Below are 12,769 nucleotides of genomic sequence, written 5' to 3'. Positions count from 1 at the left end.
CTGCACGCACGCACGGGCGGCGGGGCGGGGCCGTCGTCGGGTCACTCGCAGCCGACGCCGTCGCCGTCCCGGTCCAGGTGGCGCCCGTAGCCCGGCTCGCCGATGTGCACGGGTGCGGCGCCGGCGGCCCGCGCCTCGCTGCAGTTGCCGTAGTACACCGAGCCGCCGGACCCGCCCGAGGAGCCCGACCCGCCGGACGAACCGTCACCGCCGCCCGCGGGGGCGGCGGTGACGGTCCGGGTGACGCGTACGGTGGCGGTCTCGGTGACGGTCTCGGTGACGGTGACGGCCGGTTCCGGCTCGGCGGTCGGGGTCGTGGTGACCGTCGCGGTGACCGTGGCCGTGGCGGGGGCCGAGGCGGCCAGCGCCTTCGCGTCCCCGTCCGAGTCCTCGGAGCCGCCCGAGCCGCCTCCGCCGATCGCCACGCCGAGGAAGAGCGCGAGGGCGAGCGCGGGCAGGACGTAGCGTTTGCGGGCCCAGCGGGGTGCGGGCGCGGTGCCGGGCGCGGGCTGGGGAGGCGGTGGCATGGTGTACGGGTTCGTCATGGGGTCCCCCGGGCAGGTGTGGCGTCGGGCGACGACCGTACGCCGCCCGCGGCCGACGCGAAGGACGTGTAACGCTTTCGTGACCGCGGGTGAGGGGCCCGTGGGCCGCGGGAGGGCCTGTGAGGCGGCCGGGCACCCCTGTCCCGGGGGCCGGTGCCGTCCGTGGCGGCGGAGCAGCACGGAGGAGGGGCGGCGCCCGCACGGGTGTCCCGCACGGGTGCCGCCCCTCCTTCCTGGTGGTCCGGAGCCGCCGGCGATCGGTTCTGAGGGTCGGGGACCGTCGGCGGCTCCGGGGTCTGTGACGCGGTGGGTAGCGGTCAGCGGTGGTCGCTGCCCTCCGCCTGCGAGGCCGCGCGGCCGGCCTCCAGGCGGGCCACCGGGATGCGGAACGGGGAGCAGGAGACGTAGTCCAGACCCACCTCGTGGAAGAAGTGCACGGACTCCGGGTCGCCGCCGTGCTCACCGCACACGCCCAGCTTCAGGTCGGGGCGCGTGGCGCGGCCGGCCTCCGCCGCGGCCTTCACCAGGGAGCCCACGCCGTCCTTGTCGATCGTCTCGAACGGGCTGACGCCGAAGATGCCCTTCTCCAGGTAGGCGGTGAAGAAGCTGGCCTCCACGTCGTCGCGGGAGAAGCCCCACACCGTCTGGGTGAGGTCGTTGGTGCCGAAGGAGAAGAACTCCGCGGCCTCCGCGATCTGGCTCGCCGTCAGCGCGGCGCGCGGCAGTTCGATCATCGTGCCGATCGCCAGCCTGAGCTCGGTTCCGGTGGCGGCCTCGACCTCGGCGATGACCCGGTCGGCCTCCTCGCGGACGATCTCCAGCTCCTGGACGGTGCCGACGAGCGGGATCATGATCTCGGCGCGGGGGTCGCCCTTGGCGTTCTTGCGCTCGGCGGCGGCCTCGGCGATGGCGCGGACCTGCATGGTGAACAGGCCGGGGATGACCAGGCCGAGGCGTACGCCGCGCAGGCCCAGCATCGGGTTCTGCTCGTGCAGCCGGTGCACGGCCTGGAGCAGGCGCAGGTCGTTCTCGTTGGAGTCCTTGCGGGACTCGGCGAGGGCGACGCGCACCGAGAGCTCGGTGATGTCGGGCAGGAACTCGTGCAGCGGCGGGTCGAGCAGGCGGACGGTGACGGGCAGGCCGTCCATCGCGGAGAACAGCTCGACGAAGTCCCGCTTCTGCAGCGGCAGCAGCTGCGTGAGGGACTCCTCGCGCTCGGCGTCGGTGTCGGCCAGGATGAGCCGCTCGACCAGTTCCCGGCGGTCGCCGAGGAACATGTGCTCGGTGCGGCACAGGCCGATGCCCTGGGCGCCGAAGCGGCGGGCGCGCAGCGCGTCCTCGGCGTTGTCGGCGTTGGCGCGTACGCGCAGGCGGCGCTTGCGGTCGGCGAAGGCCATGATCCGGTGCACGGCCTCGACGAGTTCGTCGGCGTCGTTGGCGCCGGCGTGCATACGGCCCTCGAAGTACTCCACGACCGGGGACGGCACGACCGGGACCTCGCCCAGGTAGACCTTGCCGGAGGAGCCGTCGATGGAGATCAGGTCGCCTTCCTCGACGACGTGTCCGCCGGGCACGGTCATCCGGCGGCGCTTGGTGTCGACCTCCAGTTCCTCGGCGCCGCAGACACAGGTCTTGCCCATGCCGCGGGCCACGACGGCCGCGTGGGAGGTCTTGCCGCCGCGGGAGGTGAGGATGCCCTCGGCCGCGATCATGCCGTCCAGGTCGTCGGGGTTGGTCTCGCGGCGGACGAGGATGACCTTCTCGCCGGAGCGGGACCACTTGACGGCCGTGTAGGAGTCGAAGACGGCCTTGCCGACCGCGGCCCCCGGGGAGGCGGCGATACCCCGGCCTACCTGCTCGACCTTCGCACTCTCGTCGAAACGCGGGAACATCAGCTGCGCGAGCTGGGCGCCGGTGACGCGCTGGAGCGCCTCGGCCTCGTCGATCAGACCCTGGTCCACGAGCTGGGTCGCGATGCGGAAGGCGGCACCGGCGGTGCGCTTGCCGACCCGGGTCTGCAGCATCCACAGCCGGCCGCGCTCGATGGTGAACTCGATGTCGCAGAGATCCTTGTAGTGGTTCTCCAGGGTCTCCATGGTCTGCATCAGCTGGTCGTACGACTTCTTGTCGATCTGCTCCAGCTCGGCGAGCGGCACGGTGTTGCGGATGCCCGCGACCACGTCCTCGCCCTGGGCGTTCTGCAGGTAGTCGCCGTAGACGCCCTGATGGCCGGAGGCGGGGTCGCGGGTGAAGGCGACGCCGGTGCCGGAGTCGGGGCCGAGGTTGCCGAAGACCATCGAGCAGACGTTGACGGCGGTGCCGAGGTCGTGCGGGATGCGCTCCTGGCGGCGGTAGAGCTTGGCACGGTCGCCGTTCCAGGACTCGAAGACGGCCTTGATCGCGAGGTCCATCTGCTCGCGCGCGTCCTGCGGGAAGTCGCGGCCGGCCTCGGTCTTGACGATCTTCTTGTACTTGGTGACGAGCTTCTTGAGGTCGGCGGCCTCCAGCTCGGTGTCGACGGTGACCTTCTTGGCGGCCTTGGCCTTGTCCAGCTCGTCCTCGAAGAGGTCGCCGTCCACGCCGAGGACGGTCCGGCCGAACATCTGGATCAGGCGGCGGTAGGAGTCCCAGGCGAACCGGTCGTCGCCGGCCTGCTTGGCCAGGCCCTGGACCGACTTGTCGGACAGGCCGATGTTGAGGACGGTGTCCATCATGCCGGGCATGGAGAACTTGGCACCGGAGCGGACCGACACCAGCAGGGGGTCGTCGGCCTGGCCGAGCTTCTTGCCCATGCGCTGCTCCAGCGCGTCGAGGTGCGCACTCACCTCGTCACGCAGTGCCACCGGCTCCTCGCCACTGTCGAGGTAGACCTTGCAGGCCTCGGTGGTGATGGTGAAGCCCGGAGGGACGGGAAGACCCAGATTGGTCATCTCGGCGAGGTTCGCACCCTTTCCGCCGAGAAGGTCCTTGAGGTCCTTGTTGCCCTCGGTGAAGTCGTAAACGAACTTGTTGTTTTCCGACACGGGTCCCAACTCCTCGAGGACTCGGTGGCTGCCCTGACGGCGAGGAACATACCCAGATCGAAGGCGCCTGGGTACGTCCACTCGTGCGTCATACGCCTGTAACCGGTCGTCCGCCACCGGATCGAAAGTCAAAGGATGGTAAGCAGAGAAGAGCCTTTGCGTTCACTTCTTGAACGCATACTCGCCCAACAGGCGCCTGGATCGCTCATATGAGCATCGTCGAGCACGCCTGATTTCGATCGATGAACGATCAAGGGGTGGCACTCAGTGCCACCCCTTGAGGAAGTGCAGACGTCCTCCAACCGCTCATCTGAGCGCAACCCTTATCAAGGGTGGCGAGAATCACGCCGTCGCGGGCCGCCGGAGACCACCATGCGGACCGGTGTCCGGACCGGAAACCCGCCTGTCATCAGCACGCCTCACACCCCGAGCGCCCGCAGTCGCTCCTCGGCCCGGTCGGGCGCGTAGAGGTGCTCCACGACCAACGCCCCGGCCCCCACCAGCCCGGCCCGCTCCCCGAGCCGGGAGGTCACGATGTCCAGGTGGGCGGTGGAGCGCGGCAGCGCCCGCTGGTACAGCAGCTCGCGCACCCCGGTGAGGAACGGCGTCCCCGCCAGGTCCCCGGCGACCATCAGCACGCCCGGGTTGAGCAGGGTCACCACGGTCGCCAGCACCTCCCCCACCATCCGTCCCGCCTCCCGCGCGAGGCCCACCGCCTCCGGATGCCCGGCCGCGAGCAGGGCGCGCACATCGGACCCGGACTCGGCCGGCACCCCGGCCTCGGTCAGCCGCCGGGCCACCGCGCCGCCGCTGGCGACCGCCGCCAGACAGCCGTAGGAGCCGCACCGGCACAGCTCCTGGGCGCCCTCCGGCACCCGGATGTGCCCGATGTCCCCGGCGCCGCCGTCGATACCCCGGTACACCGAGCCGCCGACCACGACCCCGGCGCCTATCCCGGTGGAGACCTTCACCAGCACGAACGCCCCGCAGTCCGGGTGTCCCGCGCGCTGCTCGCCGTAGGCCATGAGGTTGGCGTCGTTGTCGACCAGCACCGGGACCCCCGGCCCACCCGTGCTCTCACTGAACGCCCTGACCAGCCTGCCTCTTATGTCGTAGCCGTCCCAGCCGGGCATGATCGGCGGCTGGACCACACGGCCCGTCTCGCTGTCCACGGGGCCGGGCACCGCGAGCCCGATGCCGCAGACCTCCTCGGGCCGGTGCCCCGCCTTCTGGAGCAGCTCACCGAACCAGCGGCCCAGCTCCCCGAGCACCGCGTCGGGGCCGTCCTCGATCACCAGCGTGCCACCGTGCTCGGCACGGATCTCCCCCGTCAGCGACAGCAGCGCCACCCGCGCGTGCCGGGTGTCGAGGTCCGCGGCCAGCACGACCGCGTGCTCCCCGTCGAACTCCAGGGTGATGGAGGGGCGTCCACCGAGCGGGGAGCCGACCGGCCCACCCGCCCCCTCACGCAGCCAGCCGGCCCGGAACAGCCGGTCCAGGCGCTGGCCGACCGTGGCCCGGGACAGCCCGGTCGCCTGCTGCAACGCGCCGCGCGTGGTGGCGCGGCCACTGCGCACCAGCTCCAGCAGCTCGCCCGCGCCGGCCTGACTTCTGGCAGTCATGCACACCCCCTTGTGTTTCTCAATCCTGCATTACATAGTGAGTTTTGCGTGTTAAATAGACGTAACTCCACGATGGCCAGTGGTGACCTGGCCGACCGTGTTCCCACCTGCGCTCATCCGTCTGAATCCCTCAAGTCCGCCCGAGTCCGCCCGAGTCCGCCCCCCGCGCCCGGCCGTCGCGCCGAGCGCGGCCGTCCGTGTCCGTCGTCATCCGTCGTCATCCGTCGTCATCCGTCGTCGTCCGTCGTCGTCCGTCCTCGCTGCCATTCTCGCGGGAGCCCCGAGTGGATCGCACTGCCCAGCTCATCGCCCGGCGACCCGGGTCCGCCCTTGTATACGAACTGCCGTCCCGCGCCGACGCGCTGCAGGTCAGAGCGGCCCGGGTGCTGCGGGACAACTGGACCGGAACGTCGACGGTGCCCTCCCGCGGTCTCTACCCCCATCAGTGGTCCTGGGACTCGGCGTTCATCGCCATCGGCCTGCGGCACGTCTCCCCGTTACGGGCCCAGACCGAGCTGGAGACGCTGCTGGCCGCCCAGTGGGCCGACGGACGGATTCCGCACATCGTGTTCAACCCCGCCGTGCCGCTGGACGCCTACTTCCCCAGCCCCGACTTCTGGCGCTCCTCCACCGCCGGCCGTGCCGCGGGCGCCCCGCCCTCGTCGGAGACCTCGGGGATCGTGCAGCCGCCGGTGCACGCGCTCGCCGTCTGGCTGGTGCACCGCGCCGACCCCGAGCTCTCCCGCGCCCGCGGCTTCCTGGCCCGCGCCTACCCCAAGCTCGCCGCCTGGCACCGCTATCTGCTGCACCGTCGCGACCTCGGCGGCGACGGGCTCGCCTCCGTGGTGCACCCCTGGGAGCAGGGCATGGACAACAGCCCGGCCTGGGACACCCCGCTCGCCCGGGTCGCCCCGGCCCCGGCCCGCTCCTTCCGCCGGGCCGACCTCGACCACGGGGCCGCCGAGGACCGGCCGACAGACCTGGACTACGGGCGCTATGTGCGGCTGGCCGCGGACTACCGCGACGCGGGATACCTGGAACCCCCGGACGTACGGCACCCCGGCACCGGCCACGGACCCGACGGAGGCGAGCCCGACGGAGGCGGCTTCGCCGTCGAGGACCCCTCCTTCAACGCCCTGCTCATCGCCTCCGAACACGCCCTCGCCCGCATCGCGCGCGAGCTGGGGGCGACCGGAACCGCACGGCACGCCCGCGCCGAACGTCTCACGGCCGCGCTGATCGGCCGGCTGTGGGACCCGGCGGCGGGCCTCTTCCTCTGCCGCGACCTGCTCGGCGGGCACCTGCTCCCCGAGCGGGGCGTCTTCGGCCTGATCCCCCTGATCCTGCCGGGGCTGCCGCAGGACATCGCGGCCGCCCTGGTACGCACCCTCACCGGCCCGCACTTCGGCCTCGGCACCACCACCCGGCTGACCCCCAGCTACGACCTGCTGGGCGAGGCCTTCGACCCGCACCGCTACTGGCGCGGACCGGCCTGGTTCAACACCAACTGGCTGCTGGAGCGCGGCCTGCGCGCCCACGGCGAGTGCGGACGGGCCGACGCGCTGCGGCGGGCCTTCCTGGACATCGCCGCGACGAGCGGCTTCGCCGAGTACGTCGATCCGTACACCGGTGCGCCCTGCGGGGCCGGGGGCTTCGGCTGGAGCGCCGCGCTCACCCTCGATCTGCTGCACACCCCCGCGCACGGCGGCCCGGACGAACCGGACGGCTGCGGCCCGGGCGGCGGCAGCGGCCGTGACGAGGGCGCCGGGACCGGTACAGCCGCCGGCACCGGCATCGGCACCAACAGCGGCACGGACAGCGGCACCCCCACGGGTGCGCGCACCGGCACAGACACAGGCACAGGCACAGGCACAGGCACAGACAACGGCACCGGCACCGGCACCGGCACCGGCACCGGACGCAAGAGCAACAGGAACAAAGGAGGGGATCGGGGATGACCGATCGGCAGCATCTGCTCCTGCACGGCGGGACGTTCGCCGCCGTGGGCGACGGCGGCGACATCAGCGGCGTACGCGGCGGCAGCCTCCCCGACGGGCTGTTCGTCCGCGACGCCCGGCACCTGAGCCGCTGGCAGCTCACGGTCGACGGGGCGGTACCCGAGACGCTCACGCCCGTGTCCGACGGCGACACGGCGCGCTGCGTCCTGGTGCCGCGCGGCGGCCGGCTGGAGCCCGCCGCCTACACCGTCTTCCGCGAACAGGCCGTCGGTGACAGCTCGTTCGTGGAGACCCTGCGCGTCACCGGCAACCGGCCGGTGCCCACCGTGTTACGGCTGGCGATCACCGTGGACGCCGACTTCACCGACCAGTTCGAGCTCCGCTCCGACTACCGCACCTACGCCAAGCCGGGCGCCGTGCGCCACCGCCAGGTCCTCGACCACGGGGTGGAGTTCACCTACCAGCGCGGAGCCTGGCTGTCCCGGACGACGGTCAGCGCCGAGCCCGCCCCGGACGCGGTGGAGGAGACCGGGACCGGCGCCCGCCGCCTGGTGTGGACCCTGGACCTTCCGCCCTACGGCACCACCGAACTGACCCTGCGCGTGGTGGCCCGCCCGCACGGCGAGAGGCGGGCTCTGCGGGTGCCGGCCTCCCCGGCCGCGGTGGCCCGTCGCCTCCAGGAGACGGAGGGCGCCTTCATGGAGGGAGTGGCCTTCCCCACCGGCTGGCCCGAGCTGGCCGCGGCCTGCGCGCGCGGGCTCGCCGACCTCGCGGTGCTCCAGGTCCCGGCCACCGGCCCGGACGGCGAGGAACTGCGCGTCCCGGCCGCGGGTGCCCCCTGGTTCCTCACGCTGCTCGGCCGGGACGCCCTGCTCACCGCCCTGTTCGCGCTGCCCTACCGGCCGGACCTGGCCGCCCGGACCCTGCCCGCGCTCGCCGCCACGCAGGCCGGGCCGGGCAGCGGCCCCGGCTCCGCCGCGCAGCCCGGCAAGATCGTGCACGAGATGCGCCACGGCGAGCTGGCCTACTTCCACCAGGTGCCCTTCGGGCGCTACTACGGCTCCGTGGACGCCACCCCGCTCTTCCTGGTCCTGCTCGGCGCCTACACCGAACGCACCGGCGAGACCGCGCTCGCCCACCGCCTGGAGCCGCACGCCCGCGCCGCCATCGGCTGGATGCTCGACCACGGCGGCCTCACCTCCCGCGGCTACCTGGTCTACCGCGCCGACGAGGGCGGCCTGGCCAACCAGAACTGGAAGGACTCCCCCGGCGCGATCTGCCGCTCCGACGGCAGCCGTCCCACCGGCGCGGTCATGGCGGCCGGCGCCCAGGGCTACGCCTACGACGCCCTGCGCCGCACCGCCTGGCTGGCCCGCACCGTGTGGGACGACCAGACGTACGCCGCCCTGCTCGAACAGGCCGCCGGGGACCTGCGCGACCGCTTCCAGCGCGACTTCTGGATGCACGACCGCTCCTTCCCCGCGCTCGCCCTGGACGGCGCGGGCCACCAGATCGACGCCCTGGCCTCCGACGCCGGGCACCTGCTGTGGTCCGGGCTGCTCGACAAGGAGTACGGGGAGCTGGTCGGCCGCCGTCTGCTGGAGCCCGACTTCTTCTCCGGCTGGGGCGTCCGCACGGTGGCGGCGGGGCAGCCCGCCTACCACCCGCTCTCCTACCACCGCGGCTCGGTCTGGCCGCACGACAACGCGCTCGTCGCGCTCGGGCTGGCCCGCTACGGCCTGCACGACGAGGCCCGCACCGTCGCGCACGCCCTCGTCGACGCGGCCTCCGCGTCCGGGCACCGCCTCCCGGAGGTGATGGCCGGGTACGCGCGCGACGACCACATCCGGCCGGTCCCCTACCCGCACGCCTGCGTCCGCGAGTCCCGCGCGGCGGCGACCCCGCTGGCGCTGCTCACCGCGGTGGGCGGGGCCTGAGCGCTCCGCCGGAGGTGCCGCGGTCCGGCGCCGGCCGACCCCGGCGCCGTCGTGGCCCCGGTCGCGCGGTTCCCCGCGCCCCTGGAGGGTGCTGCCGGACCGCAGGCGGCTTCGCCCGGCCGGCCGGGCGCTCCCGGTGCCGCGACCGGGAAGGGTTTGCGCGGAGTTTGCCGGGGCGCGTGAACGTCCTCCGGGAGCGTGCCGTACGAACGGAGGGGACCCGGCTTCCGTGCCGCGTCCGCCGTCCCCGTACGGAAGGACCACAGGGGTGCCCGCCTTCACGCGCCTGCGCCGGCTGACCGGCACGACCACGACCGAGACACCCGGAGCCGAGACACCCGGAGCCGGGATACCCGGAGCCGGGACGCCCGGGGCGGAGACTCCCCCGGCGGAGGCGCCCGCAGCCGGAACGCCCGCGACGCGTGCGGCCCATACCGCAACGGCCGAGGGCGAGCCACCCGGGAGCGGGACCGCCGGGACCGAGCCGGCCGAGACCGCCGGAGCCGCCGGAGCCGCCGAGACGGCAGGGGCGCTCGCGGGAGAGTCCTCCGCCGCCGGGGCGCCGGCACCGGACGGCGGCACGGGGGACCTCGGCGTACCGGACGACGGCCCCGCCCCCGCCGCCGCGGACCCGGCAGACGCGGCCCCGGCGGACTCGGGCTCCGCGGACGCGGACCCGGCGGGTGCCGGGCGGCCCGAGCCGACCGGACAGCCCGGGGCGTCCGGGCCCGCCGGTCCGTCCGGGCCCCGCGCCGGCCACGGCTCCCTGGGAGGGATCGCCCTCACGGTGCTGTGCGCGCTCCTGGTGACGGCGGCGCTGCTGCTGCCGAACGCCTTCGCGGCCCTGCGCCCCGACCGGTTCCTGCGGCTGCCCGGCGAGCTGGTCATCGGCGCGATGGTGCTGCTCCTGCTGCCGCGCCGGGCGCACACCCCGTTCGCGCTGTCGGCGGGGCTGGCACTGGGCGCGCTGACCGTCCTGAACGTGCTCGACATGGGGTTCCGGGAGTATCTGGGCCGCGCCTTCGATCCGGTCCTGGACTGGGCGCTGCTCGACGACGCGAAGGCCTACACCGAGGACACCATGGGCGACGCGGCGACCCTCGCCGCGACGGCCGGGGCGATCGCGGCGACGGTCGCGGTGTTCGTCGTCCTGGCGCTGGCCACCGTACGGCTGTCCCGGGCGGTGGAGCGCAACCGCTCACCGGTCGCGCTCGGCGCGCTGGCCGCCGGCACGGTGTGGGTCGTCTGCGGTGCGCTGGGCGTGCAGTTCGGGCGGGTGCCGTTCGCCGCCGACCGGGCCGTCCAGGCCGGTCTGATCGAGGCCCGCCGGGTGCAGGCGACGCTGCGGGACGAGGCGGAGTTCGCGAAGGAGGCGAGGGCGGACTCCTTCGGCGGGACCCCGCCGGCCGAGCTCGTGCCCGACCTGCGCGGCAAGGACATGATCTTCGCGTTCATCGAGAGCTACGGGCGCAGCGCGATCGACGACCCGGCGATCGCGCCCGGCGTGAACGGGACGCTGGACGCGCGCACCCGGGACCTGGAGCGGGCCGGCTTCCACGCCCGCAGCGGCTGGCTCACCTCGGCGACGTACGGCGGCAGCAGCTGGCTGGGGCACTCCACGTTCCTGTCGGGCCTGTGGATCGACAACCAGCAGCGCTACCGCACGGTGTCCACCGGCGACCATCTCACCCTCACCCGGGCGTTCCGCGAGACGGGTGCCTGGCGCACGGTCGGCATCGTGCCGGGTGTGCAGAAGGGCTGGCCGGAGGCGGAGTTCTTCGGCCTCGACCATGTCTACGACTCGTCGCGGCTGGGATACCGGGGCCCGAAGTTCAGCTGGTCGACCATGCCGGACCAGTTCGCGCTGGAGGCGTTCCAGCGGCTGGAGCACGGACGGGAGCACGACAAGCCGCTGATGGCGGAGGTCATCCTGACGTCGAGCCACCAGCCGTGGGCGCCCCTGCCCCGCACGGTCGGCTGGGACGAGCTGGGCGACGGCCGGATCTTCGACGGCATCCAGAAGGCCGGCGTCGACCCGGAGGACATCATCACGTCCTCGGCGCGCTCCAAGGAGGAGTACGGCAAGTCGGTGCAGTACTCGGTGAACAGCCTCACCGGGTGGCTGGAGCGCTACGGCGGCGACGACACCGTGCTGGTGTTCCTCGGCGACCACCAGCCGATCGCCCGGGTCAGCGGCGAGCGGGCGAGCCGGGACGTGCCGGTCACGATCGTCGCCAAGGACCCGGAGGTGCTGGCCGCCGTCGACGACTGGCACTGGACCGAGGGGCTGCGCCCGGACGACTCGGCGCCGGTGTGGCCGATGAGCGACTTCCGCGACCGCTTCCTGACCGCGTACGGGTCGGTGCCGCACCCGACGACGGGCTGATCAGCCGCCGGAGGTGTCCAGTTCGGCGTCCTCGCCGACGCCCGCGCAGTCGTAGGGGTCCCTGAGCCAGCCGTCCGGCAGCACGACCCGGTTGTTGCCGGACGTCCGGCCGCGCGGCCCGTCGGCGCCGGCCGGCCAGGACTGGTCCAGGTCGAGCTCGTCGAGGCCGGCCCGCAGCGCCTCCAGGGAGGAGGTGACGGCGAGCCGCCTGCGCAGCTCGGAGCCCACCGAGAAGCCCTTGAGGTACCAGGCCACGTGCTTGCGGAAGTCGATCACCCCCCGCGACTCGTCCCCGATCCACTCCCCGAGCAGGGTGGCGTGCCGGACCATCACGTCGGCGACCTCGCGCAGCGCGGGCCGGGCCGGTGACGCGCTGCCGGCGGCCGTGCCGCCCTCGAACGCGGCGACCAGGTCCGCGAAGAGCCACGGCCGGCCGAGGCAGCCGCGCCCGACGACGACGCCGTCGCAGCCGGTCTCCCGCACCATGCGCAGCGCGTCCTCGGCGCACCAGATGTCGCCGTTGCCGAGCACCGGGATCTCGGGGACGTGTTCCTTCAGCCGGGCGACGGCGTCCCAGTCCGCGGTCCCGCCGTAGTGCTGGGCGGTGGTCCTGCCGTGCAGCGCGACGGCCGTGACGCCCTCCTCGGCGGCGATACGGCCGGCGTCGAGGTAGGTGAGGTGGTCGTCGTCGATGCCCTTGCGCATCTTCATGGTGACGGGCAGGTCACCCGCGCCGCCGACCGCCTCGCGCAGGATGGCGCGCAGCAGGTTCCGCTTGTAGGGCAGGGCCGAGCCGCCGCCCTTGCGGGTGACCTTCGGCACCGGGCATCCGAAGTTGAGGTCGATGTGGTCGGCGAGGTCCTCCTCCACGATCATGCGGACGGCCTTGCCGACGGTGACCGGGTCGACGCCGTAGAGCTGGATCGAGCGCGGCCGCTCCGTCGCGTCGAAGTGGATCAGCTGCATGGTCTTGTCGTTGCGCTCGACCAGCGCCCGCGTGGTGATCATCTCGCTGACGAACAGGCCCTTGCCGCCGCTGAACTCCCTGCACAGCGTGCGGAAGGGCGCGTTGGTGATCCCGGCCATGGGGGCCAGGACGACGGGCGGCTGGACGGTGTGCGGGCCGATCCGGAGCGGGGCGGTGGTGGGCGTGGACATTCCTCCATTGTGCCGTGCCCGGCAGGAGCCCCCGCGCCGTGCCCGGCAGGAGCCCCCGCGCCGTGCCCGGCAGGAGCCCCCGCGCCGTGCCCGGCAGGAGCCCCGCGCCGTGCCCGGCAGGAGCGCCCGCGCCGTGCCCG

The 12,769-nt window shown here is 73.6% G+C and carries 7 protein-coding genes; 3 read left to right on the top strand and 4 right to left on the bottom strand.

Annotated elements, in window-relative coordinates; translation table 11 throughout:
• Nucleotides 1-41: 41 nt before the first annotated feature.
• From AC5K6T_RS03615 to AC5K6T_RS03605, 3 genes are all read right to left on the bottom strand, one after another.
• Nucleotides 42-545: an excalibur calcium-binding domain-containing protein gene (locus tag AC5K6T_RS03615; protein ID WP_493205544.1), complete on the bottom strand. Its 504-nt coding sequence runs from the start codon at nt 543-545 to the stop codon at nt 42-44.
• Between the two features lie 317 nt (nt 546-862).
• On the bottom strand, nt 863-3,577 hold the full coding sequence (ppdK, locus tag AC5K6T_RS03610; RefSeq protein ID WP_493205542.1) for a pyruvate, phosphate dikinase: 2,715 nt from the start codon (nt 3,575-3,577) through the stop codon (nt 863-865).
• A 410-nt stretch (nt 3,578-3,987) separates the two neighbouring features.
• Nucleotides 3,988-5,190 carry an ROK family protein gene (locus AC5K6T_RS03605; protein WP_493205540.1) on the bottom strand — a complete coding sequence of 401 codons (1,203 nt, stop codon included), beginning with the start codon at nt 5,188-5,190 and terminating at the stop codon, nt 3,988-3,990.
• 284 nt (nt 5,191-5,474) lie between these two features.
• Here AC5K6T_RS03605 and AC5K6T_RS03600 point away from each other — a divergent pair, with 284 nt between their 5' ends.
• The 3 genes from AC5K6T_RS03600 to AC5K6T_RS03590 all read left to right on the top strand — a co-directional run bounded on the left by AC5K6T_RS03600 (nt 5,475) and on the right by AC5K6T_RS03590 (nt 11,471).
• Nucleotides 5,475-7,148 carry an amylo-alpha-1,6-glucosidase gene (locus AC5K6T_RS03600; protein WP_493205538.1) on the top strand — a complete coding sequence of 558 codons (1,674 nt, stop codon included), beginning with the start codon at nt 5,475-5,477 and terminating at the stop codon, nt 7,146-7,148.
• Nucleotides 7,145-9,085, top strand: coding sequence for an amylo-alpha-1,6-glucosidase (locus AC5K6T_RS03595; RefSeq protein ID WP_493205536.1), 1,941 nt, complete (start codon nt 7,145-7,147; stop codon nt 9,083-9,085). The genes AC5K6T_RS03600 and AC5K6T_RS03595 overlap by 4 nt, the downstream gene beginning before the upstream one ends.
• Nucleotides 9,086-9,353: 268 nt before the next feature.
• A complete protein-coding gene (locus AC5K6T_RS03590) occupies nt 9,354-11,471 on the top strand; it encodes an alkaline phosphatase family protein (protein ID WP_493205535.1) in 2,118 nt (705 codons plus the stop codon).
• Here AC5K6T_RS03590 and dusB read toward each other — a convergent pair whose 3' ends face one another.
• Nucleotides 11,472-12,629, bottom strand: a complete 1,158-nt coding sequence (gene dusB, locus AC5K6T_RS03585) for a tRNA dihydrouridine synthase DusB (protein WP_493205533.1) — start codon at nt 12,627-12,629, stop codon at nt 11,472-11,474. It abuts the gene before it with no gap.
• Between the last annotated feature and the right edge of the window lie 140 nt (nt 12,630-12,769).

The organism is Streptomyces sp. B8-7, from assembly GCF_058833805.1.
This window is presented reverse-complemented; position numbering and strand designations above follow the sequence as displayed.

Excerpts from the sequence above, each read along its gene's own strand:
- AC5K6T_RS03595 (WP_493205536.1), top strand. The coding sequence starts at position 7,145 with ATGACCGATCGGCAGCATCTGCTCCTGCACGGCGGGACGTTCGCCGCC.
- AC5K6T_RS03605 (WP_493205540.1), bottom strand. The coding sequence starts at position 5,190 with ATGACTGCCAGAAGTCAGGCCGGCGCGGGCGAGCTGCTGGAGCTGGTG.
- dusB (WP_493205533.1), bottom strand. The coding sequence starts at position 12,629 with ATGTCCACGCCCACCACCGCCCCGCTCCGGATCGGCCCGCACACCGTC.
- AC5K6T_RS03615 (WP_493205544.1), bottom strand. The coding sequence starts at position 545 with ATGACGAACCCGTACACCATGCCACCGCCTCCCCAGCCCGCGCCCGGC.